Genomic DNA, 23,973 nt, shown 5'->3' with positions numbered 1-23,973 from the left:
CCAACAGGACGGCGAAAATCACGAAAAGCATGAAAGCGATCAGTTTGTGGGCTGAGCGTAACGCCATGCCGATACTCCCTGTCCGGTCCGCCCGGTAACATCTGAAGGGCGCTCAGGATACCGCAGCGCGTTGCCATTGGCAGCCACAACCGGCCGCGGCTTACGTTAAACTGCGGTCTCGTGTCGCACCATGCACCCCGATACGGAAGGCATCCTTGGACTTTACCAGCCAGGTCATATTCTTCGGCAGCCTGCTGCTGCTGGTCAGCGTCATGGCCAGCGTCATATCCAACAGGATAGGCGCTCCGCTGTTGTTGGTCTTCCTGGTGATCGGCATGCTGCTGGGCGAGGAGGGTCTGGGTGGGCTCTACTTCGACGACTTCCAGACCGCCCATCTCATCGGCAGCCTGGCGCTGGCGGTCATCCTGTTTGACGGCGGCCTGCGCACCCGTACCAGCAGCTTCCGCGTCGGCCTGCGCCCGGCGGTGGTGCTGGCCACCGTGGGGGTGGTGATCACCGCCGGCCTGACCGGCCTGGTGGCCCGCTACGCCCTCGGCCTGGGCTGGTTGGAGGCGGCCCTGATCGGGGCCATCGTCGGCTCCACCGACGCCGCAGCGGTGTTCTCGCTGCTCCACTCCAAGGGGCTGGAGCTGAAACAGCGTGTCGCCGCCACCCTGGAGATCGAATCCGGCAGCAACGACCCCATGGCCATCTTCCTGACAGTGGCCCTGATCGAGCTGCTCATGGGCCAGCACACCAGCATCGGCTGGGGCATGGCGCTGGAGTTCGTCCAGCAGATGGGGCTGGGGGCCTTAATAGGGGTGCTCGGGGGCTTTCTGCTCGCCTACACCATCAACGGCCTGTCGCTGACCCCGGGGCTGTACCCGCTGCTCGCCCTGGGCGGGGGGCTGGTGGTCTTCGGTGCGACCGGGGTGGCTGGCGGCAGCGGTTTTCTGGCGGTCTATCTGGCCGGCCTGATCGTGGGCAACCGCCGGATCCAGGCCGCACAGAACATCCAGCGCTTCAACGACGGCATGGCCTGGCTGTCGCAGATCACCATGTTCGTCATGCTCGGCGTGCTGGTCACCCCCTCGGAGCTGCTGCCAGTGGCCCCGAAGGCGGCCATCGTCGGCGTGGCCCTCATTTTGGTGGCCCGGCCGCTGGCGGTCTTCACCTGTCTGGCCCCCTTTCGCTTCCCCTGGCGGGAGCAGTTGTTCATCGCCTGGGTGGGCCTGCGCGGCGCGGTGCCCATCATCCTGGGCATCTTCCCGCTGGTGGCGGGGCTGGCGGGGGCCGAACAATTCTTCAACGTGGCCTTCTTCGTGGTGCTGCTGTCGCTGGTAGTGCAGGGCTGGACCATCGCGCCCGCCGCCCGACTGCTGGGCCTGGAACTGCCCCCGGACTCCGGCCAGACGGAACGGGTGGAACTGGACGTACCACAGCAGGCGGACTACGAGTTCGTCTCCTATCGAGTCAAGTCCGACAGCCCCGCCCTGTTCAAGCCGCTGCACAACCTGCGGCTGCCGGACAGCGCCCAGGTCCTCACCCTGTTCCGGCAGGGGGCGCCGGTACGCGAAGAGGACGGCGACATCCTCCAGCCCGGCGATCAGGTCTACCTGCTCAGCCTGCCGGACGATCTACCCCTCCTCGACCGCATGTTCGTCGCCCCGGCCGGGCCGGCCTACCTGGAGGAGCAGCGCTTCTTCGGGGAATTCACCCTGGACGGCGAGACGCGGCTGGGCGACCTGGCGGCGGTCTACGGCTTCAACCTGCCACCGGGGGTCGACCCGGGGCAGTCATTGGATGAGTACCTGCTCCACCTGTTCCGCGGCAAGGCGGTGGTGGGCGACCGGGTGCGCCTCGATCACCTTCAGTTCACCGTGCGGGAGATGGAGGGCAACCGCATCCTCAAAGTCGGCCTGAAACTCGGGCGCGGCTGACCCCCTGCGGGCGCACCGCCCACGTTACTGCGAGGAGCGAAGCGACGCGGCAGTCCACCCGCCGCATGGATCGCCGCGGGCCTGCGGCCCTCGCGATGACGGGGTGGGGGCACCCCCCACGTCACTGCGAGGAGCGAAGCGACGCGGCAGTCCACCCGCCACATGGATCGCCGCGGGCCTGCGGCCCTCGCGATGACGGGGTGGGGCACCCCCACGTCACTGCGAGGAGCGGAGCGACGTGGCAGTCCACACGCCGCATGGATCGCCGCGGGCCTGCGGCCCTCGCGATGACGGGGTGGGGCACCCCCACGTCACTGCGAGGAGCGAAGCGACGCGGCAGTCCACACGCCGCATGGATCGCCGCGGGCCTGCGGCCCTCGCGATGACGGGGTGGGGGCACCCCCACGTCACTGCGAGGAGCGAAGCGACGTGGCAGTCCACCCGCCGCATGGATCGCCACGGGCCTGCGGCCCTCGCGATGACGGGGTGGGGGCACCCCCACGTCACTGCGAGGAGCGGAGCGACGCGGCAGTCCGCACGCCGCATGGATCGCCGCGGGCCTGCGGCCCTCGCGATGACGGGGTGGAGGCACCCCCACGTCACTGCGAGGAGCGGAGCGACGCGGCAGTCCACACGCCGCATGGATCGCCGCGGGCCCGCGGCCCTCGCGATGACGGGGTGGGGGCACCCCCCACGTCACTGCGAGGAGCGGAGCGACGTGGCAGTCCACCCGCCGCATGGATCGCCGCGGGCCTGCGGCCCTCGCGATGACGGGGTGGGTCCACCCCCCACGTCACTGCGAGGAGCGGAGCGACGCGGCAGTCCACACGCCGCATGGATCGCCGCGGGCCTGCGGCCCTCGCGATGACGGGGTGGGTCCACCCCCCACGTCACTGCGAGGAGCGGAGCGACGTGGCAGTCCACACGCCGCATGGATCGCCGCGGGCCCGCGGCCCTCGCGATGACGGGGTGGGTCCACCCCCCACGTCACTGCGAGGAGCGGAGCGACGCGGCAGTCCACACGCCGCATGGATCGCCGCGGGCCTGCGGCCCTCGCGATGACGGTGGGGAAGCCTGCGGCCCTCGCGATGACGGTGGGGAAGCCTTCGGCCCTCGCGAAGACGGTGGCAATACCTTTGAAAGGCATTCGATCTATACGATACTGAGGCCCATTGCGCGGCCATCGAAAGCAGGCAAGGACCCTCCCCCCGTGGACACTATTTTTCTCGCGCGACAACCCATTTATAACCGGGAATTGGAGGTTGTCGCCTACGAACTGCTTTACCGCGCTGGCGCCCGGGATCGGGCTGATGTGGTCGACGGGGATCAGGCCACCGGGCAGTTGCTGGTCAACACCTTCACGGATTTCGGGCTGGAGCGGCTGGTCGGTGACGTGCCCGCCTTTATCAACCTGACCCGCCCCTACCTGATCGGCGAGCTGGAACTCCCCATCCCACCCGATCAGGTGGCATTGGAGGTGCTGGAGGATGTCGCGCTGGATGACGAGCAGGTGCTCGCCGGGCTGCGCAGCCTCTCCGACCGGGGCTATGTCATCGTGCTGGACGACTTCGACTACCAGCCGGAGAACGAACCCGCCCTGGCCTGTGCCGACCTGGTAAAACTGGAGGTCAACGACACCTCTACAGAGGCGCTGACCCGGGTGGTCCGCCGCCTGCGGGAGTTCGATCTGCAGCTCCTCGCCGAGAAGGTCGAGACCGACCGTCAGTTCCAGCTTTGCCTCGACCTGGGGTTCGATTTCTTCCAGGGCTATTACTTCAGCCGTCCGAACCTGGTCTCCGGTCAGCGCCATGCCAGCAGCAAAGTCGGGCTGCTGCCGCTGCTCGCCAAACTCAACGACCCGGACGCGGACCTGCAGGAACTGGAGCGGTTGATCGCCCGGGACCAGGTGCTGGTCTACCGGCTGCTGCGCTGCGCCAACTCGGCCGCGGTCTCCCGCGGGCCCATCGAGTCCCTGCACAATGCGCTGCTCCTGCTGGGCACCCGCACCGTGCGCACCTGGATCATCCTGATCACCCTCTCGGCGGTGGAGGACAAGCCGCCGGAGCTGTGCCGCATCGCCCTGGCCCGGGCGCGCATGTGTGAGCTGCTGGCTCGGGAGTCGGGCATCGCCAACCCCGAGGCCTGTTTCACCGCCGGGCTGCTCTCGCTGTTGGACACCCTGATGAACCAGCCCATGGCGGAGCTGGTCCAGGCCCTGCCGCTGACCCAGGCGATCGAACGCGCCCTGCTCAACCGTGAGGGGGCCATCGGCGCCCTGCTGCAGCGGGTTTGCGATTATGAGCAAGGCCACTGGCAGGCCCTGGAAACGGACGACGCCGACGGACGGCGCTACCCCGGGGCCTACCTGGAGGCCCTGCAATGGGCCGACCGCATCATGGACGTGGTCACCCAGACCCGCGATCCGGAGGCGTTGACAACGGTTCGATCCCGATCTGACTGACCCCCCCTTCCCCCGATTTGCTGCGCTTGCGAAACGCCCGCCTTGACCGGATACCGGGCGCATACAACACTCAGTTCAATGACAACCGAAAAGGTGGGCGCGATGCACGCCTGCCGCAACCCGGGAAGGGAACGCAGGGGATCCGAACAATGGATGTAAGGGAGGAGAGCCGATGATCTGTCGCACCCTGAAAGCGGCCACCGCCGCCGGCGCGTTGGCCTTGATAGCCGGTCTGCCCTCTGCGGCCATGGCCCAGGAGGTCACCCAGCTACGCTGGGCCACCTCCGCCACCGGTTCCACCGGCTACGCGGTGAAAGTGGACCTGATGACCATCCTCAATCGCGAATGGAGCGGTTACAACATCACGGTCTTGCCCACCGCCGGCGCCGTCGCCTCCGTGCGCGGCTACGCCCTGGGCGAGTTTGACGGCTACTACGGTGCGGACGTGGCCTTCGCCGAACTCGCCGACGACTCGGGCCGGTTCCGGGATTTCCGCGCCCATATGGAGCGCGAGCCGGTCCAGTCCTTCTGGGCCTACACCATGGAGGTGGGCCTGGCGGTCCGCGCCGACGACCTGGACGAGTACGACGGCTGGGGGGGGCTGGCCGGTGCCCCCGTGTTCACCGGCCCCGCCCCGTGGGACGTCCGCGCCCAACTTGAACGGGCCATGGCCGCCGTGGACGTGGGCCATGACTACACCGAGATTGACCTGAGCATCGCGGGTTCCTCGCTCAACGAGGGCACCATCGACGCCTTCATCGCCTACACCAGTGGGCAGACCAGCGTCGCCCCCTGGGTCAACGAGGCCATGCTGTCGGTGGATACCGCCATCCTCAACCCCACCGATGAAGAGCGGGCCCAGATCGAGGCGGCGGGCATGGAGGTGGTGGCCGTGCCGGCGGAGCGCTTCGATACCGATATTGGCGTTGACGAGGCCCATTTCGTACCCTTCTTCTACGGCTTCCACCTCGGCCCGGAGGTCCCGGAAGAGGACCTGTACGAGATGCTCACCATCATCCAGGCCAAGTCCGAGGAGCTGCGCGCCGCCAATGCCGCCTTCGCCCAGGTGGATGAGGATATGGTCGAGCTGCAGCGCCGCGGGGTGGCCGCCAGCGGCGGCAGTGTACCGGTCCACCCGGGGCTTGCCCGCTTCCTGCAGGAGAACGACGCCTGGGACGAGGCGTGGGATGACTGGGTCTACCGGTAAGGCCGTGAGGGCCTGACCCCGGTCGTGGGGCGCCCCTGTGATCCGCCGGGGGCGCCCTTGTCCGAACCACCCCGGACAGGGCGGGCCGATGACTGAGCGCGAGAACGCCAGCGGGGGGCGCACCACGCCCGATCTGGAGCCCCGGCGCAGCCGCTCCCGGCTGCACTTGGCCTGTCACATCGTCGCCCAGTGCCTGTTCTACGCCCTGGCGCTCTATTTCTTCAGCCACCTCAGCATCTATTACTTCACCGGCGCCGGCGGGGCCACGCTCCTGGCGGTGACGCTGGTCCCCATCGCCGTCGCCATTGCCTTCGCCAATGACCTGCGCCACGACGATCTCTACCCCCTGCTCGGTCCGCTACCTGCGACCCTGATCGGCATCGCGTACGCTGCCGCGCTGATCTATGCGGCCTACTACCTGGTCACCGAGTTCGAGAATATCCGCATCTACCGGGTGGGGTTCTGGAACGACGCCGACAAGGCGGCCGGCGCCATCGTGGTGGCGCTGACCCTGGAGTACACCCGGCGGCGCTACCTGGCCCTGGCCCTCGTGATCCTGCTGCTGATTCTGTACACCGCCTACGGCCACCTGGTGCCCGGCATGTTCCAGCACCCGGGGATGAGCTGGAACCGCATTCTCACCGCCACCAGTTTGGAGATCTCCACCGGGGTGTTCGAGCGCCTGCCCCAGTTGGGGCTGACCCTGATCGGCTCCTTCATGCTGGTGCTGGCCGTGCTGCGCGCCTTCGGTTGTATCGACTCCATACTGGCCGGCAGCTCCCGGCTGGCCGCCCGATCACCCCGACTGTTGCCCCAGGCCGCGGTGATCGGCAGCTTTTCCGTGGCCGCCGTCTCCGGCAGCGGCGCGGCCAACGCCGCGACCACCGGCTCGGCCACCATCCCGGTGTTGATCCGGGCCGGCTTTCCGCGGGTCAAGGCCGCCGCCATCGAGACCGCCTCGTCGCTCGGCGGGCAGTTGATGCCGCCGTTGATGGGCATCGCCGCCTTCCTGATGGCCGAGTACCTGCGGGTCAGCTATTTCGATGTGGTCGCCCGCGGTTTCGCCCCCGCGATCCTCTATTTCCTGGGCGTCAGTGTCGCGGTTTACCTGCTGGCCGGCCGCTACATGCAGCGCGCGGTCACCCCGCGCCGGGAACCGATTGATTATGTGGACATCATCAACCTGTCCGCTTACGCCCTGGCGGTGATCGGCCTGATCTGGCTGATGGGGGTGGAGCGGCGGGCGGCCATGTCCTCGGCGCAGTTGGTGTTTATCGCCCTGTTCTCGGTGCTCAGTGCGCTATTCCTGCTGCGGTTCCTCTGGGCGCTTTACCACCAGTCCGGCCCGCGACTCACCCCGGCGCGCCTGCAAGAGGCCGGCCGCCCCTTCGTGCGCCTGATCGAGACCTTCACCACCAACACCGCGGAACTGACCGTGCTGCTCGCCACCCTGGGCATTCTCACCGCCACCTTCACCATCACCGGCGTGCCCACCAAGGTGGGCATCCTGCTGATGGAGATGGCCGGCGCGCACCTGGCCCTGATGGTGCTGGTGGCTTTCGCCTTCGGCTACCTGGTGGGCATGGGCCTGCCGGTGGCGCCCACCTACATCATCGTGGCAGTGGTGATCACCCCCTTCATGATCCGCGCCGGGGTCGACCCTTGGGTGGCGCACTTCTTCGCCTTCCTGGTGGCGGTGTTCGGCGAGCTCTCCCCGCCCACCTCGGTGGTGGCGGCGGTCACCTCGCGAATCGCCGAGGCCCCCTTCGTGCGCACCATGATCTCGGCGCTGGGCATGTGCGTGCCGCTACTGATCCTCATGGTCGGCGTCTACACCCGGCCGGCGCTGGTGGTAGAGCCGGGTTGGCCGCAGCTTCCCGCCTTCGCCCTGCTGCTGGTCGGAACCCTGGGGACCATTCTCGCCCTGCAGGGCCGCTATGCCCAGGGATGGCTTCGGGACTGGGGCACCCGCCTCGCCCTGGGGCTGCTGAGCGCGGTGGTGGTGCTGCATCCGGACGAGCGGCTGGCGTGGGTGGTGACCGCTCCGGTACTGGCCATGGTCTTCTGGGGCCTGCTGCGGGCTCACCGGGCCCTGCGGGCACGACCGCTGGAGGCGGCCGACAGCGCCCCCGCCTGACCCGCGACCGGGGCGTCGCGGCAGGTCCCGGCGCCGTTCAGAAGCCCACCGCCTGGCCGTCCTTGCGCGGATCAGAGCCGGCCACATAGCCTCCGGACAGCCGCTGAGCCACCTGGGCGCCACCGAAGCCGAAGGCGGCCTCCGGCGCGGTCACGGTGAGCTCATGCCCCAACTCACTCAGCCCCTCCAGAGTGCGCGCCGGCAATGTTGCTTCCACCGCCACCCGGCGTCCGCCGAGGACCCGCCAGCGGGGTGCGTCACAGGCGGTCTGCGGATCCTGGTCGAAGTCCACCAGTCGGACGCCCACCTGCACGTGGCCCTGGGCCTGCATGGGGCCGCCCATCACGCCGTAACTGGTCAGTGGGCCCCCGTCAGGCGTGGTCAGAAAGCCGGGGATGATGGTGTGAAAGGGGCGCTTGCGGGGGCCAACCCGGTTCGGATGGCCGGGCTGCAGGGTGAAGCCGGCGCCACGGTTCTGCAGGCTGATCCCCGTCCCCGGAATCACCACCCCGGAACCGAACCCCAGGTAGTTGGACTGGATATAGGAGACCATGCGCCCCTGCGCATCGGCCGCGGTGACATAGACGGTCCCACCCGGCCTCGGCACCCCGTAACCCGGGTCACCCGCCGCCTGCCGGTCGATGGTCGCGGCGCGCGCGGCCAGGTAGCCCGGGTCGAGCAGTGCCGCCGGCTCCACTGTCATGGCCTCCGGGTCGGCCACGTGGGCCTGCGTATCCGCCAGCGCGAGCTTCATCGCCTCGATCTGCAGATGCAGCCCCGGAATGCTGTCCGGTGCCACCTCCGGCATCTCAGTGTGCGCCAGGATGCCCAGGGCGATCAGGGCTGCTATGCCCTGGCCGTTGGGCGGCAGCTCGTGGGCCTCTACCCCGCGGTAGGGCAGCGACAGCGGGCACACCCACGCCGGCCGGTGGGCGTCCAGGTCGGCCTCGGTGAGCGCCGCGCCGTGCCGGCGCGCCTCGGCGGCGATGCGCCGGGCCAGTTCGCCCCGGTAAAAGGCCTCGCCGCCGGTCTCGGCGATCCGCTGCAGCGTGGCCGCCAGGTCCGGATTGCGAAAGCGCTCACCGGTGCGCGGGGCCCGCCCGCCGGGCAGGAAGGTGTCAGCGAAGCCCGGTTGCCGCTCAAGCTGGCGGGCGCCCATGGCCCAGAGGGTGGCGACCGCTGGGGTGACCAGGAAACCCGATTCCGCCAGTGCCACCGCCCGCTGGAACAGGCGCGCGAAAGGCAGCGCGCCGAAGCGCCGGGAGAGCGCGGTCCACGCCGAGACGGCCCCCGGCGTGGTGACCGAGTGCCAGCCCACCGGCGGCATGCCGTCGCGACCGGCGAAAAACGCCGGCGACCACCCGGCCGGTGCCCGACCGCTGGCATTCAGCCCGTGCAGTTGCCTGCCGTCGTGGACCAGGGCAAAGGCGTCACCCCCCACCCCGTTGCCGGTGGGCTCGACCACCGTCAGGGTAATGGCCGCCGCCAGGGCCGCATCCACCGCATTACCACCCTCGGCCATGGCCTGCAAACCCGCCTGGGCGGCCAGCGGTTGTGAGGTGGCCACCACATTGTCCGCCATCACCGGACTGCGCCGGGAGGGGTGCGGATTACGGAACCGCATGGCCACCCCCAGATGCCGCGGGCCGGCAGACCGCCAGCCTGATACCGAAGTTCTGAGCCGGAGCCATATCGCCTCCTGGAGCGTTTCCCGATTCCGACCCACGACCGCCCTGTGACAGGCGGAAGGGGTAAGGCTTACCCTTAAGCCTTACCCTTCGAGAGTAGCCATCGACGACTCAGGTCGCGACCGCGCTGGTGGGGGACACGCCAGCGGCGCACCCATCGAACGCCCCCTGGGGGAACTCATGACGCCATGACACCGCTCATCCGTTACAGCCTGCTGCAACTCCCGGGGTTGCTCCTTATCGCCTCGCTGGGGTGGTGGGCCTGGTCCTCCGGCTGGGTCAGCGCCGGCACGGCGGTGGCACTGTTTCTGGTGTGGCTGCTCAAGGATGCCCTGCTCTACCCGCTCTACCGCCCCGCGCTGGAACGGCAGGTGCCTTGCGGCGGCCAGGCCCTGGTGGGGCGGCACGCGACGGTGATCACGGCCCTGCATCCAGTGGGGCGCGTCCGCGTCGACGGCGAGAGCTGGCGCGCCCGGTCCGCCCACGGCGAGCCGGTGCCGGCCGGCAGAGGGGTGCGGGTGATTGACGCAGAGGGATTGACTTTGACGGTGGAGCCCATCGATTAAATACATCTTACATTTCGTACCTTTTTTGTGGTTTGCCGCGGATCAAGTTTCGGACCACCTCACACGCGGGACCATTTGCCTTGCCGCAATGAAGAGGAGGCAAACCATGTCCATGCGCAAACAAACCCTGACCGCTGCACTCATTGCCGTTGCCACTGCCGGCGCCACACTCACCACCCCGGTGCTCGCCGCAGGCACCAGCCTGGAGGCCGGCAACATCCTGGTGCGGGGCGGTTTCCACCAGGTCTCACCCAAGTCCGACAACGGCTCTTTGACGGCCAACGACATTGACGTGGACGTCGGTGACAGCACCCGCCTGAGCGGCACCCTGACCTACATGGTCACGCCCAACATCGGCGTCGAGCTGCTGGCGGCCCTGCCCTTCGAGCACAACATCCGCCTGGACGGCCTGGGCAAGGTGGGCAGCACCAAGCAGCTACCGCCCACCCTCAGCGTGCAGTACCACTTCAGCGACCTCGGCCTCCCCTTCCGGCCCTATGCCGGCGTGGGTCTGAACTACACCAACTTCTTTGACACCAAGACCAGCGGCCCGCTGGACGGCAACCGGCTCTCCCTGGACGACTCCTGGGGTCTGGGCGTGCAGATCGGCGTGGACGTGCCGGTGGCCGAGGACTGGTTCGTGAATGCCGAAGTGCGCTATATCGAGATCGAGACCGACGCGAAACTGAACGGCGACGATATCGGGACTGTGGAGGTCGACCCGACCGCGATCGGCATCAGCCTGGGCCGGCGCTTCTGAGCCGCGTCCCTGCCGCGCCGGCACTGAACGGGTGACCGGCGCGGCCGCACCCCCTGACGGGTCCGGGTGGCGCCCATCGGCGCCACCCGGACCCGTCACCACCTCTGACCGCCCTGCCTAACCCAGCCGGTTATAGCCGTTCAGCGCCGCCACCCGATAGGCCTCGGCCATGGTCGGGTAGTTAAAGGTGGTATTCAGGAAATACATCAGGGTGTTGGCCTCGCCGGTCTGGGCCATGATGGCCTGGCCGATGTGGACGATCTCGGCAGCCTGGTCGCCGAAGCAGTGGATGCCCAGGATCTCCAGGGTCTCCGGGTGGAACAGCAGCTTGAGCATGCCGACACCCTGGTTGGCGATCTGGGCCCGGGCCAGGTCCTTGAAGAAGGCGTGACCCACCTCATAGGGCACCTTGGCCGCGGTGAGCTCCTGCTCGGTCTTACCCAGCGAGCTGATCTCGGGGATGGTGTAGATGCCGGTGGGGATGTCCTGCACCAGCCGGTAGTCGCGTTGGCCACAGAGCATGTGCGAGGCGGCGAACCGTCCCTGGTCGAAGGCGGCACTGGCCAGGCTGGGGTAGCCGATCACATCGCCCACCGCGTAGATGTGCTCCTGCGCGGTCTGGTAATTGTCATTGACCTGGATCTGACCGCGGCTGTTGGGCTCAATGCCCAACGCCTCCAGCCCCATGTCCTCCGAGTTGCCACTACGGCCGTTGGCCCAGAGGAGGATGTCCACCTTGATCTGCTTGCCCGAGTCCAGGTGGACGACCACGTGGTCGTCACGGGGCACCACTTGGGTAAAGGCCTCGTCGTGGCGGATCAACACGCCCAGTTCCCGCAGGTGGTAGCTGAGGGCGTCCGAGATCTCGTTGTCCAGGAAGGTGAGCAACCGCTCCCGGGTGTCGATCAGGTCCACCTTGACCCCGAGCCCGCGGAAGATGGAGGCGTACTCGCAGCCGATCACGCCGGCGCCGTAGATGGCGATGGTGCGGGGGGTGTGATCCAGGGAGAGGATCTTGTCGCTGTCGCACACCCGGGGGTGGTCGAAGGGCACCCCCTCCGGGCGGTAGGGCCGGGAGCCGGTCGCGATCAGAAAGTGCCCGGCGCGCAGGCGCAGCACCTTGCCCTCGGCACCGTGCACCTCCACCGTGTGGGCGTCCAGAAACCGGGCCCGGCCGTGCAGCACCGGGATCTCGTTGCGACTGTAGTAACCGGCGCGCAGGTTCACCTGCCGGTTGATCACCCGCTCCGCGAACTTCAACACCCGGGGGAACGACAGCCGCTTGGGCGCGGCCACGTCGTGGAACAGCGGATTGGTGTTGTACTCCATCATGCGCCGGACGTTGTGGCGCAGCGCCTTGGAGGGGATCGTCCCCCAGTGGGTACAGCCCCCACCCACCTCGCCGTGGCTCTCCACCACCACCACGTCCCTGCCGCTTTTCGACAGGGCCAGTGCCGCGCCCTCGCCGCCGGGACCGCTGCCGATCACCACCGCGTCGTAGTGCTGTTCCTTCACCGCGCCTCCTACCATTGCACCGGGCTCCTGCCCTTGCAGTGTAGTCACCCGGTACCGGCGGGTAATGTTCAACCGTTGATCAGCGCCCGCACCCCAGCACCTCCAAAATCGGTAACCACCCCTCGCTCAGTGACCAGCACATCGATCAGCTCCGCGGGGGTCACGTCGAACACCGGGTTCCAGGCCCCGGCGCCCTCGGCCGCCACCCGACGGTCGCCGAGCCAGAGCAGCTCCTCCGGCGGGCGCTCCTCGATGGGGATGCGGTCGCCTCCGGGGCAGTCAAGATCGATGGTGCTGGACGGCGCCACCACCATGAATTTCACCCCGTGGGCCTTGCAGGCGAGGGCCAGGGCGTAGGTGCCGATCTTGTTGGCGGTGTCGCCATTGGCGGCGACCCGGTCGGCGCCCACGATGACCCAGTCCACCCGGCCGCGCTGCATCAACAGCGGCGCCGCCCCCTCGGCAATCAACCGCACCGGGATACCGTCCGCCACCAGCTCCCAGGCGGTCAGCCGGGCGCCCTGCAGCCAGGGTCGGGTCTCGTCGGCGTAGACCGCGGACAGCCCCTTGCCGGACCAGGCGCTGCGGATGACCCCCAGGGCCGTGCCGTAACCGCCGGTGGCCAGCGAGCCGGTATTGCAGTGGGTCAGTACACCGGCGCCGGCCGGGATCAGATGGGCGCCGAGCTCGCCCATGCGCCGGTTGGCGGTCAGGTCGTCCTCGTGGATGGCGACGGCGGCCGCTTCCAGCGCCGCCAGCGGATCCGCGGGGTCGCTGTCGACGACTTGCTGCATCCGGTCCAGCGCCCAGAAGAGATTGACTGCCGTCGGCCGGGCGCTGCGCAACCGGGCCAGATCCGCCGCCATCGCGGCCGGCCAATCCGCCGGCCGGCGCGCCATGGCGGCCCGGGCCGCCAGCACCACACCATAAGCGGCCGCGATGCCGATGGCCGGGGCGCCGCGCACCACCATGTCGCGGATGGCGTCGGCCGTGTCGGCGGCGGAGTGGCAGTCCAGCCAGACCGTCTCCGCCGGCAGGCGGCGCTGGTCCAGCAGCTTCAGGTGATCGCCCTGCCAATCGAGGGCCCGTACGGTGTCGTTGCGGGGCATGGCGGCTCCGGTCTGCGTCTATCGGCGAGGGCCCATGGTACCGCGACAGGCACCGGTGCGGGCCATCCGCCAGGCCGCCGGCTGGGGTCAATCCAGCGACAGCACCCGCAGCACCCGCCCGGCCACCACCTCTGGGGGGTCGTCATCGCAGGCGATGGTATGGTCCGCATAGCGCCGGTAGAGGGGCAGGCGTTCCCGGTGCAGCGCCGCCAGTGACTGCCCGGCGGCGATTACCATGCCCCGCGCCACCGGGTCCCCGACCCGGTGCGCCAGTACCGCCACCGGGCAGTCCAGGAAGACGACCGTGCCGAGCCGCCGGAGCGCCGCCATCCCACGGGCGGCATAGACCACTGAACCGCCGGTGGCGATCACCGCCGGCTCAGCGGGCTGCAGGTCGCACAGCACCCGCGCCTCGGCGGCTCGGAACCCCTCCACCCCGCGCTCCGCCATCAGCGCCTGGAGGGATTGGCCGCAACGCGCCTCCATCACGGCATCGGTGTCGATGAAAGGACGCTGCAGCCGGGCGGCGAGCCGGCGGCCCACTGTGGACTTGCCCGCCGCCGGCATGCCGATGAGGATTAGGGATTGATCCGGTGTCATGCCGGCCATGTCACTCCGCGTCGCCCTGCCCCGATTCCGGTCAAACACACCCCCATGGGGCCCTTCCGCCCTGCATCGCGCACCAGGCCCCAGAGTCGGGCACCACCGCCGTTATAACACGCGCGGTTCTGGGAAACCCGGCCCGCCACGGGAGGTTCGGGCCCCAACTCGAGTCCCGCCCCGGTTGGTGCCACAATAGCCCCATCCGCCACTGCGTTTCGGGAGTGACGCCATGCAGAAGGTCGACAGTCTGGTCTCCGCCCGCTGGGTGATCCCGGTGGAGCCGGAGGACGCCGTGCTGCCCCACCACACGGTGGCCATCCGTGACGGGCGCATCATCGACTGTCTGCCCACTGACCAGGCCGAACGGCAGTACGAGGCGGGCCAGCATCAGCGGCTGGCGCGGCACGCACTGCTTCCGGGTCTGGTCAATGCCCACACCCACAACGCCATGAGCCTGCTGCGCGGGCTGGCCGATGACCTGCCGCTGATGACCTGGCTGCAGGATCACATCTGGCCGGCGGAGGGGCGGCATGTCTCGCCGGAGTTCGTGCACGACGGCACGGCGCTGGCGATGGCCGAGATGCTACGCGGCGGCACCACCTGCTTTTCCGATATGTACTTCTTCCCGGAGGTCACCGGCCGGCTGGCGGACCGGGTGGGGATGCGCGCGGTGCTGGGGATGATCGTGATCGACATGCCCACCCCCTACGGTAGCGGGCCGGAGGACTACCTGGACAAGGGCGTGGCCCTGCACGACGCCTGGCGCAACCACCCGCATATCTCGACGGTGTTCGCCCCTCACGCACCCTACACCGTCTCGCCGGAGTGGCTGAAGCGGGTGCGGGTGCTGGCCGACCAACTGGACACCCGGGTCCACATGCATGTCCACGAGACCGCCGGCGAGGTGGAGGACTGCGTGCAGTCCACCGGTCAGCGGCCGCTGCAGCGGCTCGACCAACTCGGGCTGCTCAACCCTTCGCTGATCGCCGTGCACATGACCCAGCTCACCGAGGCGGAGATGGACCGGCTGGCCGAAACCGGTGTCAACGTGGTCCACTGCCCGGAGTCCAACCTGAAGCTGGGCAGCGGGTTCTGCCCGGTGCACGCCCTGCAGCGGCGCGGGATCCACGTGGCCATCGGCACCGACGGCGCGGCCAGCAACAACGACCTGGATCTGCTCGGCGAGCTGCGCACCGCCGCGCTGTTGGCCAAGGGCTACAGCGGCAACCCGGCGGCCCTGCCCGCCCACCGGGCATTGCGCATGGCCACCCTGGACGGCGCCCGGGTGCTGGGCCTGGACGGGGAGATCGGCTCGCTGGTGCCGGGCAAGTACGCCGACCTCTGCGCGGTGGATCTCTCCGGTGTGGAGACCGAACCGCTGTACAATCCTATCTCGCAGCTGGTCTACACCGGCCAGCGGGAGCGCGTCAGCCACGTCTGGGTGGCGGGCCGGCTGCTGCTCAACGAGCGCCGTCTGACCACCCTGAACGAGGCCGATATCCTGGAACGGACCCGGGCCTGGCAGGCCCGCATCGCCCCGGAGGACACCCATGACTGACCCGGCGACCGACACGACCCGGCGTAATGTGCACGACCACGAGGTGGCCAAATTCGACGCCGCCGCCTCGCGCTGGTGGGACCCGCAGGGGGAGTGCAAGCCGCTGCACGACATCAACCCGCTGCGGCTGGACTACGTGGCCCAGTGCCTGGGCGGACTGGAGGGGCGGCGCATCCTCGACGTGGGGTGCGGCGGCGGGCTGCTGGCCGAGGGTATGGCCCGGCGGGGCGCCGAGGTGACCGGCATCGACATGTCCAAGGCGGCGCTGCAGGTGGCGCGCCTGCACGCGCTGGAGATGGAGGTGGAGGTGGCCTACCGTCAGATCACCGTGGAGGAGCTGGCCGACTCTGACGAGCCCCGGTTCGATGCGGTGACCTGTCTGGAGATGCTGGAGCACGTCCCCGACCCGGCCTCGGCGGTGCACGCCTGCGCGCGGCTGGTCAAACCCGGCGGCCACGTGATTTTCTCCACCCTCAATCGCAACCCCAAGAGCTACCTCTTCGCCATCCTGGGCGCGGAGTATCTGCTGCAGTTGTTGCCCAAGGGCACCCACGACTGGCAGCAGTTCATCCGCCCCTCGGAGCTGGACCGCTGGGCCCGCGAGGCCGATCTGGTGCTGCGCAGCATGAAAGGGCTGACCTACAACCCGCTGAATCAGCGCTACAAGCTCACCGACGACACCAGCGTCAACTACCTGGCCCACTACCAGCACAGCCCGGCACGGGCCGGGTCGTAATGCGGGCGGCCCGCATCGAGGGGGTACTATTCGACCTGGACGGCACCCTGCTGGATACCGCCGGGGACCTGGCCACGGCCCTGAACCGGGTACTTGCCGAACAGGGCCGGTCACCGCTGCCGGAGGCCCGCATCCGCCCCACGGTCTCCCACGGGGCGGTGGTCATGCTCTGCCACGCCTTCGCCCTGGCGCCGGACGACCCGGCCATGCCGGCGCTGCACGAGGCCATGCTGCGCCACTACGAGGCGGATATCGCCGGGCGCACGCGCCCCTTCCCCGGGATGGAGACCGTGCTGGCACGGGTGGAGGCACTGGGGCTGCCCTGGGGCATCGTCACCAACAAGCCGGCGCGGCTCACCCACCCCCTGCTGGCGGCGCTGGGACTGGACCGGCGGGCGGCGGCGGTGGTCTGCGGTGACACCGCACCACGGCCCAAGCCCCACCCCGACCCCATGGAGGCGGCCTGCGCGACACTGGGCGTGGCGCCGGCCCGTTGCCTGACCGCCGGCGATGCCCTGCGCGATATCCAGGCCGGACAGCATGCCGGCTGCCCGACCCTGGCCGCCCTGTTCGGCTACCTGGGGGCCGGCGATCACCCGGCCGGCTGGGGCGCCGATGGCCTGCTGAACACGCCGCAGGACCTGCTGCGCTGGCTGCCCCCGGCCTAGATCAGGTCACGCGGGATGCTGCGCGAGATGTTGTGCGCATGCACCCGCTCGTCGCCCTCGTAGGCGTCCATCTCGGCGCGCAGGTGGAAGTTCCCGGCGTCGGAGGTGAGCACCGTGCGGGTCTCCACCCGCACCTGCCAGCCCTCCCGGCGCAACTCCCGCACCGCGCGGGTCTCGCCCCGCACCGAGTCGTACTGATTGCCCGTATGGCTGTACCACTCAACGGTGTGAATGCGCATGCCCATGCCGATCTCATCCAGTTGGAAGGCCCCCTCGTCCTTCTTGACCTCCAGTGTGGAGCGGTCGGACGCCAGGTCCCGGGTGACCGTCCAGCCGTAGTCCCGCGGCTGCAACAGGGTCATCGCCGGCCCCGGGCTCTGCACCGGCGGGCCGGGGCGGCGCAGGTTCTCCTCCTCGGCAGCAGACTCGCGCACCGGCAGCTCCAGGCAGCAGCCCTGGGTACGGAAGGTGAGCCGCGGCGACTCCGGCGCCGGCCAGGCCAGCGGCCAGTAAGAGGTGGAGATCGACACCCGCAACCGGTGGCCGGCGGGGATGCGCTGACCGATGTCGTTGAGCTTGACCCTTACGGTGTAGAACCGGCCCGGCTCCAACGGCTCCGGGTCCTCATGGCCGTTGCGGTGGGTGAGGTTGAGCAGCCCGTAGGTCAGCCGGGTGGCCTCGTCGCTCTCCGCCACCTCAGACAGGCGCACGGCCACCTGCGCCACCGGCTTGTCGGACGCCACCTCCAGGGTCACCGCCGGCTGCCCGAGCAGTTCCAGCGGCTGCTCCAGCGGATCGCTGGTGAAGATCAGCGCACCGCCGTCCTCCTCGCGCTGGTCGTGGGGCAGGTCCGGGGTGGCGCTGAACGAGCACCAGCGCCCGGCGAACAGCCCCACCGACAGCGGCGATTGCAGCGTCAAATCGGTGTGCTCGGCGGGCCGGGCGCTGCTGTTGCCAATCTGCCCCGGACGCAGGTCCAGGCACTCTCTGCGCACCCCGGGGCTGGGCCAGCCCGGCTCGGCCACCCAGCGCCCCGGCCGGTGGCGGACCCCGGTGATGGGGGGCATGGTGTCCTGGACCCAGGCCCGCAGCATGGGCTCGGCCTCCACCCCGTTGGGTTCGTCCTTCAGCCAGCGGTCGAACCAGCGCAGCACCTCGCCGAGGAAGTCGATGGCCGGGCCCGGGATGCCCTGGTGGGGGTACTTGTGGCCCCAGGGGCCAACCAGCCCCATGCGCGGCCCCGGCAGGTGCTCCAGCATGCGGAACACCGAGTTGGAGTAGCCGTCCGCCCAGCCGGAGACGGCCATCACCGGGATCTGTACCGCGCCATAGTCCTCGTTGATGGAGCCGTGGCGCCAGTAGTCGTCGCGGCGCTGGTGGCTCAACCAGTCCTCCAGCCAGAAACCGCTGCCCTCCATGCGCCGGTGCCAGGTCTCGCGCCAGCTGTCGCCGACGATGGCCGGATCCGGCGGCAGGGCCGAGTGGCTGTACATGGCCGAGGCCCAGGACAGGTTGTCGCCGAGCAGGCAGCCGCCCATATAGTGGACGTCGTCGGTGTACCGGTCGTCGGTGGAGCAGACGGTGACAATGGCCCCCAGCTCCTTGGGCTGCCGGGCGGCCAGCTGCAGGCCGTTGAACCCGCCCCAGGAGATGCCGATCATCCCCACCCGACCGTTGCACCAGTCCTGTTCCGCCAGCCAGCGCAGGATCACCTCGCCGTCCTCCAGCTCGATGGGCAGGTACTCGTCGGTGAGCACCCCGTCCGATTCGCCGCTGCCGCGGATGTCCACCCGCACGCAGGCGTAGCCGTGACCGGCCAGGTAGGCGTGGGTGGCGTCATCTCGCTGCCGGGTGAACTCCCGTTTGCGGTAGGGGATGTACTCCAGGATGGCCGGCACCGCCTGGTGCACGGCAGATTCTGGGATCCAGGCCCGGGCCGCCAACTGCACGCCATCCGGCATCGGGATCCACAGGTTCTCGACCACCCGGATGCGCTCCGGCAGGTCGTTCAACGGCACTACACGCGCCTTCTCGGGCATCACGCTGCCTCCGGCTTCTCGATCCGAAAGTCCAGGCCCTCGCGGATGTGTTCGAAACGGGCCTCTATGTCCTCTTCATTCTCGCCGCCCAGGAAGATCAGCGCCAGGCAGTAACTGTAACTGTCCTGATCCCAGAGCTGGGACAGCCAGGCACCCTCGCGAGCCTGGATCTGGATACGGGTCCCGGGGAAGGCCTCCTCCAAAGCGCGCACCTCCGATGCACTGGGCACCCGGGTGACCTTGCCGTCCTCGAACACCCGCAGGAAGCACTTCGCCGCCATGGGGAACTCGCCCCGCCCCTGCGGGAACTCCGGCGCCCGACCCAGCGCCAGGTCAACGGCCACCTCCTGGTGCGAGACCCCGTCCACCTTCTCGAACAGGTCGCAGTGGGACTGGGACAGCCGGGTGTTGACCTCCAACAGCCAGACATCGTCTGTGGCTTCGTCCCAGTAGAACTCAATGTTGAAGGGCGCATTGTCGTAGCCGATGTGGGTCATGAACCGCCGCGCCTGCTCGATCATCCGTTGCTGGACCGGCTCGGGCAGCACCGACGGGTATTGGTAGCGCCGGAATGAAGAGCCGTTGGGCTCGCGGACCGAGTCCACCGCACCGTAGACATACACATGGCCCTGGTAGCCATAGCCCTCCAGGGTGCACTGATGGCCACCAATGATGCCCTCGGCCAGGCAGTGGCCGCCGCCGATGCCGCGCACCTCCGGGGGGAGTTCCACCTGGTCCAGCAGGTAGTCGAAGGGCTCGGCGAAGCGACCGATTCCCGCCCGCATCCGCGCCTGGGCGTGCTCGAAGTCCTCCGGTCCGTCAATACGGAAACCCAGGTAGCTGGAGAAGGACTTGATGGGCTTGACCCAGAACGGGTAGCCGATCTCCGCCTCGAGCCGCGCCCGGGCACGGTCGTCGAAGGGGTCGAAGGCGGCAAAGGGCGGGCAGGCATCGGGGATCACCCTGGCCTGCTCCACCCGCGCCCAGTACTTGTGCTCGCAGCAGAGCACCGCCTCCAGGGACGCCGAAGGCAGCCCGTACTCCCGGGCCAGCAGGGGTACCGTGGTGCTCACCGGAAAATCGATGTAGTGGATCAGGCCGTCCACGGACCCATCGAAGCCATTCAGCCGGGTCCGCACCTTCTCGATGAGGTGCGGGATGTCGTAATCGTCCCGCTCCACCAGTTCGGAGCGGTTCAGCAGGCCGTGGAACGTATAGTGCTCCGCGTGCCGGACGCGCTTGAGAAACGCGTGGTTCTCCTCGTCCAGCCCGAATACGAAGATGTTCTTGTGCGCCACCATAAGGCAACCCCGCTACAGTGTTCGGCAAGTCGCTGATACCTTGGAGACTGGGGGTAGCCCTGCGGTTTTGCAACCGCGCGCGCACCGGCTGCGCCCCGGGGCCCCAGCGTGTTAGATTAGGCCGCACTCCATCCGCCGCCACCGCCACCCAGCCCGTGCAAGCTCTGGACTACTGCCGCAAAAAGGCCGCCCCACCGGGGTCCAGCCTGCATTACGCCCTGCTGTTCGCCACCCCCGTTCAACGGGACGGGCTGCTGGCGCTGCACGCCTTTCACCGCGAGGTGACGGCCATCCCCGGTGAGGTCAGCGATCCCGCTGTGGGCCGGGCCAAGCTCGACTGGTGGCGCGGGGAGATCGACCGCGTCTTCGAGCGGCAACCGGAGCACCCGGTGGGCCACGCCCTGGTCCCGGTGATCCGGCAGTCCGAACTGCCCCGCGAGCGCTTCGAGGACATCATCACCGGCACGGCGCTGGACCTGGAGTATGGCGTCTATCCCAGCTTCCGCGAGCTGTCGGCCTACGGCCATCAAGTGGGGTGTGCCATGGCCGATCTGGCCCTGCGCCAGGCGGGGTACAATGACCCGGCCAGTGCCCGCTTCGGGCACCATCTGGGGATGGCCCTGCTGCTCACCGGCCGACTGCGCCACCTGGGCCGCCACGCCCGGGCCGGGCGGTTCTATCTGCCGGAGGACGAGATCCACGCGGCAGGCCTGTCCCGCGAGGGCCTGCTGCGACTGCCCGCGGACCACCCGGGGCTGCAGCACCTGCTGCAGCAGCAGGTGGACCGGGCGCGCGATTTCTTCCGCCAGGCGGATACCGCCCTGGCCGACCGCGACCGCTATGCCCAGCGCCCGGCCCTGATCATGGCCGCCCTCTACCGGCAACTGCTGGTGGAGCTGGAGCGCCAGGGGCTGCCCATGCTCCATCGGCGCGTTCACCTGACACCGCTGCGCAAGCTGTGGCTGGCATGGCGCACCGCGCGCAGGGAACGGCGGCATCAAAACCAATAGAAGAGGAAACACAATGAGCAATCCACTGACCGGCGACTATACCCCGGCGGCTGAGCTGTTCCGGGACCGCATCATCCTGGTGACCGGGGCCTGTGGGGGGATCGGCGGGGCGGTCTGCCGCCAGCTGGCCGAGGCCGGGGCCACCGTGGTCGCCCTGGACAAGGACATGAAGTCACTGGAGCGCCTGTACGATGACCTGGCCCAGCGCGGCCCGGCGGAACCGGCGCTCTACCCGATGAACCTGGAGGGCGCCAGCACGGCGGACTACGACGACATGCGCGTGCGCCTGGAGGAGAACTTCGGGCGGCTCGATGGTCTGCTGCACTGCGCCGCGATGCTCGGCCGTCCGGCGCCGGTGGAGATCTACGACATGGAAGCCTGGTTCCGGACCGTCCACCTCAATCTCCACGCCCCCTTCCTGGTCACCCGGGCCTGCCTGCCGCTGCTGCGCCAATCGCCGGCCGCCTCCATCGTCTTCACCAGCGCCCGTGAGGGCCGGGAACAGATGCCCTATGCCGGCGCCTACGGCGTCTCGGCGGCCGGAGTGGAAGGTCTGATGCGCATCCTCGCCGCCGAGCTCGCCGACACCACCCCGGTGCGGGTCAACAGCCTGGACCCGGGTGCGGTGCGCACCCGAATGCGCTATCAGGCCTACCCGGGCGAGGACCAGGAGAAGCTGCCCACCCCCGACCAGGTAGCCGGGGCCTTCGTCTGGCTGCTGGGCGCGGACAGTGCCGACGTCCACGGCCAGTCCCTCACCCTGGCGCGCTGACCGGCGACATGACCGACGCCCTCACCGGGCCCCGGCTGCACGCCATCTACCGGGCCCTGCGGGACCACCACGGCCACCTGGACTGGTGGCCGGGCAACGGCTGCTTCGAGATTGCGGTGGGCGCGGTGCTCACCCAGAACACCGCCTGGAGCAACGTGGAGAAGGCCATCACGCGGCTCCGCGAGCGTCGCCTGCTGGCCCCCGAGGCGATGCTGGACTGCCCGCAGGAGGCCCTGGCCGAGGTTATCCGGCCCTCCGGCTACTTCAACGTCAAGGCGCGGCGGCTGCTGGCGTTGTGCCGGGCCTGGCAGGACGCCGGCGGGGAGGCGGGCCTGGCGGCGCTGGACACCGCCACCCTGCGCCAACGGCTGCTGGCGGTCCATGGGGTGGGGCGCGAAACCGCGGACGATATCCTGCTCTACGCCTTCGAGCGACCGGTCTTTGTGATCGACGCCTACACCCGGCGAATCTTCGCCCGACTGGGGCTGGTGGACGGGGACCCGGGCTATGAGCCCCTGCGCGCGGCCTTTGAGCGCGCCCTGGGGCCGGATGTGGCGCTGTACAACGACTACCACGCCCAGATCGTCGCCCTGGGCAAGGCCACCTGCCGGCCGCGGCCCCGCTGCGGCGTCTGCCCGCTGGCTGACCGCTGCCCCAGTGCCGAGTCGGCCTAGATGAACTCGAAGAGCGACAGCCCCTGCAGTCGGGTATAGGTCTGCTGCGCGGCCTGCAGCCCCACCAGCTCCTGGTTGAAGCGACCGGTGGCCTCGGCGTAGTCCAGGTCCGCCAACCTGGATTTCGCGGCATTCAGGTCCAGCAGGGCGCCCTCGTTGGCATCGCGACTGGCGTCCAGGGTGTTCAGCCGGGCCCCCAGCTCCGAGCGTACCCGGATGATGTTCTCCATCCCCTGGTCGATGTCGGCCAGAAAGCGGTTGACGGCATTATTCAGGGCCGGACCGTCACCGTCGTCTTCCAGGGTGCGGATGAGGTTGTTGACGGTCTCGAATACAGACTGAGGCCTGGCCGCGCTCACCTCGAACCGGTCGCCCTCCTCCGGCCGGCCGTCCAGCTTCACCTGCAGCGACTGGCCGCTCTCGGCGGGAAACCGGAGGGTCATACCGGGCTCGTAGGGCCCGGTGACGGGCTCGCCGTCCACCGCCACCGGCTGATCGTCGCCATCCAGCACCCGGTAGGTCATGCCTCCCGCCCCGTCCTGTTCGAAGGCGATGGTGTACGCCTCCCCGGGCTGGACCAGGGCGGGCGAGTCGCCGACGGTGATGATGCCGCTGCCGCTGTTCCCCTGCGCCTCGCGGGCCTGGTAATCCCCATTGCCGTTGGGGATCTTCATGAAGGCGTCGAAGCCCGAGCTGTCCACCGCCAGCGTACGCGAGGGGCCGATACGTACCTCCCGCTGGCCCTGATCGCCGTTGTACACCACCTTCCCGCCCGCGGTCTTGGTGAAGGGCTGGGTGCGGGTCTCGGAGCCGGCGAACAGGAACTCGCCGTTGCCGTCATCGGTGTTGGCGAGCTGTACGAGTTGATCCTGGGCCTGGCGCAGCTCAGAGGCGATGTAGGCCCGGGTCTCCCGGTCCTGCGAGCCGTTGGCCGCCTGCACGGAGAGCTCGCGCACCCGCTGCAGGGTGTTGCCAAACTCGTTGAGGATGTTCTCCGATAGCCCCAACCGGGTCTCCGCCTGGTCGGCGTTGCGGTTGTACCGCTCCACGGTATTGATGGCCTTCTCCAGCTCCAGGATGCGGGAGGCGCCGGCCGGGTCGTCCGACGGGGTCAGGATCTGCCGGCCGCTGGCCAGTTGCGCCTGGGTCTTCGACAGCGAGGCCTGCTGGGAGAGGATGCTGTTCACCCCCTGCAGGGCCAGTTGGCTGGTGGACAATCGCATGGCTGC

19 protein-coding genes are annotated in these 23,973 nt (G+C 69.1%); 12 read left to right on the top strand and 7 right to left on the bottom strand.

Annotated elements, in window-relative coordinates; genetic code table 11:
* Positions 1-215 precede the first annotated feature (215 nt).
* The 4 genes from MLG_RS04745 to MLG_RS04730 all read left to right on the top strand — a co-directional run bounded on the left by MLG_RS04745 (position 216) and on the right by MLG_RS04730 (position 7,745).
* Entirely contained in the window at positions 216-1,940 is a 1,725-nt protein-coding gene (locus MLG_RS04745; RefSeq protein WP_011628670.1) for a potassium/proton antiporter, read from the top strand.
* A gap of 1,210 nt (positions 1,941-3,150) precedes the next feature.
* Positions 3,151-4,401 carry an EAL and HDOD domain-containing protein gene (locus tag MLG_RS04740; protein ID WP_011628669.1) on the top strand — a complete coding sequence of 417 codons (1,251 nt, stop codon included), beginning with the start codon at positions 3,151-3,153 and terminating at the stop codon, positions 4,399-4,401.
* A gap of 172 nt (positions 4,402-4,573) precedes the next feature.
* Positions 4,574-5,608: a TAXI family TRAP transporter solute-binding subunit gene (locus MLG_RS04735; protein WP_011628668.1), complete on the top strand. Its 1,035-nt coding sequence runs from the start codon at positions 4,574-4,576 to the stop codon at positions 5,606-5,608.
* Positions 5,609-5,696: 88 nt separating this feature from the next.
* Positions 5,697-7,745, top strand: a complete 2,049-nt coding sequence (locus MLG_RS04730) for a TRAP transporter permease (protein WP_011628667.1) — start codon at positions 5,697-5,699, stop codon at positions 7,743-7,745.
* A gap of 37 nt (positions 7,746-7,782) precedes the next feature.
* Here MLG_RS04730 and MLG_RS04725 read toward each other — a convergent pair whose 3' ends face one another.
* Complete coding sequence (locus tag MLG_RS04725) at positions 7,783-9,369, bottom strand: gamma-glutamyltransferase family protein (RefSeq protein WP_041717912.1); 1,587 nt, start codon at positions 9,367-9,369, stop codon at positions 7,783-7,785.
* A gap of 252 nt (positions 9,370-9,621) precedes the next feature.
* Between MLG_RS04725 and MLG_RS04720 the strand changes: the two genes are divergently transcribed.
* Positions 9,622-9,999: an NfeD family protein gene (locus MLG_RS04720; RefSeq protein WP_011628665.1), complete on the top strand. Its 378-nt coding sequence runs from the start codon at positions 9,622-9,624 to the stop codon at positions 9,997-9,999.
* Between the two features lie 106 nt (positions 10,000-10,105).
* Positions 10,106-10,759 (top strand): OmpW/AlkL family protein, encoded by a 654-nt coding sequence (locus tag MLG_RS04715; RefSeq protein WP_011628664.1) that lies wholly within the window; start codon positions 10,106-10,108, stop codon positions 10,757-10,759.
* A gap of 117 nt (positions 10,760-10,876) precedes the next feature.
* On the opposite strand, the gene sthA is transcribed toward MLG_RS04715, so the two are convergent.
* The 3 genes from sthA to MLG_RS04700 all read right to left on the bottom strand — a co-directional run bounded on the left by sthA (position 10,877) and on the right by MLG_RS04700 (position 13,983).
* On the bottom strand, positions 10,877-12,289 hold the full coding sequence (gene sthA, locus MLG_RS04710) for a Si-specific NAD(P)(+) transhydrogenase (RefSeq protein WP_011628663.1): 1,413 nt from the start codon (positions 12,287-12,289) through the stop codon (positions 10,877-10,879).
* Between the two features lie 53 nt (positions 12,290-12,342).
* Positions 12,343-13,383, bottom strand: a complete 1,041-nt coding sequence (gene mtnA, locus MLG_RS04705) for an S-methyl-5-thioribose-1-phosphate isomerase (protein ID WP_011628662.1) — start codon at positions 13,381-13,383, stop codon at positions 12,343-12,345.
* Positions 13,384-13,470: 87 nt separating this feature from the next.
* Positions 13,471-13,983, bottom strand: a complete 513-nt coding sequence (locus MLG_RS04700; protein WP_041718296.1) for a shikimate kinase — start codon at positions 13,981-13,983, stop codon at positions 13,471-13,473.
* 232 nt (positions 13,984-14,215) lie between these two features.
* Here MLG_RS04700 and MLG_RS04695 point away from each other — a divergent pair, with 232 nt between their 5' ends.
* Genes MLG_RS04695 through gph form a run of 3 tightly spaced genes read left to right on the top strand, consistent with a single transcriptional unit; the run spans position 14,216 to position 16,948 of the window.
* The gene (locus MLG_RS04695) at positions 14,216-15,544 is read left to right on the top strand and encodes a TRZ/ATZ family hydrolase (RefSeq protein WP_011628660.1); all 1,329 of its coding nucleotides are present in this window, start codon (positions 14,216-14,218) and stop codon (positions 15,542-15,544) included.
* Positions 15,537-16,280, top strand: a complete 744-nt coding sequence (gene ubiG, locus MLG_RS04690) for a bifunctional 2-polyprenyl-6-hydroxyphenol methylase/3-demethylubiquinol 3-O-methyltransferase UbiG (protein WP_011628659.1) — start codon at positions 15,537-15,539, stop codon at positions 16,278-16,280. Before MLG_RS04695 ends, ubiG begins: the two co-directional genes overlap by 8 nt.
* On the top strand, positions 16,280-16,948 hold the full coding sequence (gph, locus tag MLG_RS04685; RefSeq protein WP_011628658.1) for a phosphoglycolate phosphatase: 669 nt from the start codon (positions 16,280-16,282) through the stop codon (positions 16,946-16,948). The genes ubiG and gph overlap by 1 nt, the downstream gene beginning before the upstream one ends.
* On the opposite strand, the gene MLG_RS04680 is transcribed toward gph, so the two are convergent.
* Together MLG_RS04680 and MLG_RS04675 are read right to left on the bottom strand one after the other, a co-directional pair.
* Complete coding sequence (locus tag MLG_RS04680; protein ID WP_011628657.1) at positions 16,945-18,987, bottom strand: CocE/NonD family hydrolase; 2,043 nt, start codon at positions 18,985-18,987, stop codon at positions 16,945-16,947. The two genes, gph and MLG_RS04680, sit on opposite strands and share 4 nt — an antisense overlap.
* Entirely contained in the window at positions 18,987-20,288 is a 1,302-nt protein-coding gene (locus MLG_RS04675) for an ATP-grasp domain-containing protein (RefSeq protein WP_011628656.1), read from the bottom strand. The genes MLG_RS04680 and MLG_RS04675 overlap by 1 nt, the downstream gene beginning before the upstream one ends.
* A gap of 155 nt (positions 20,289-20,443) precedes the next feature.
* Here MLG_RS04675 and MLG_RS04670 point away from each other — a divergent pair, with 155 nt between their 5' ends.
* The 3 genes from MLG_RS04670 to MLG_RS04660 are packed head-to-tail and all read left to right on the top strand — an operon-like array spanning position 20,444 to position 22,744.
* The gene (locus MLG_RS04670) at positions 20,444-21,298 is read left to right on the top strand and encodes a squalene/phytoene synthase family protein (RefSeq protein ID WP_011628655.1); all 855 of its coding nucleotides are present in this window, start codon (positions 20,444-20,446) and stop codon (positions 21,296-21,298) included.
* A 13-nt stretch (positions 21,299-21,311) separates the two neighbouring features.
* Positions 21,312-22,070, top strand: coding sequence for an SDR family NAD(P)-dependent oxidoreductase (locus MLG_RS04665; RefSeq protein WP_011628654.1), 759 nt, complete (start codon positions 21,312-21,314; stop codon positions 22,068-22,070).
* Positions 22,071-22,078: 8 nt separating this feature from the next.
* Positions 22,079-22,744, top strand: a complete 666-nt coding sequence (locus MLG_RS04660) for an endonuclease III domain-containing protein (RefSeq protein WP_011628653.1) — start codon at positions 22,079-22,081, stop codon at positions 22,742-22,744.
* On the opposite strand, the gene flgL is transcribed toward MLG_RS04660, so the two are convergent.
* Complete coding sequence (gene flgL, locus MLG_RS04655; protein ID WP_011628652.1) at positions 22,741-23,967, bottom strand: flagellar hook-associated protein FlgL; 1,227 nt, start codon at positions 23,965-23,967, stop codon at positions 22,741-22,743. The two genes, MLG_RS04660 and flgL, sit on opposite strands and share 4 nt — an antisense overlap.
* Between the last annotated feature and the right edge of the window lie 6 nt (positions 23,968-23,973).

Origin of the sequence: Alkalilimnicola ehrlichii MLHE-1 (genome assembly GCF_000014785.1) — a bacterium.
In the GTDB taxonomy this organism is placed as follows: Bacteria; Pseudomonadota; Gammaproteobacteria; order Nitrococcales; family Halorhodospiraceae; genus Alkalilimnicola; species Alkalilimnicola ehrlichii.
This window is presented reverse-complemented; position numbering and strand designations above follow the sequence as displayed.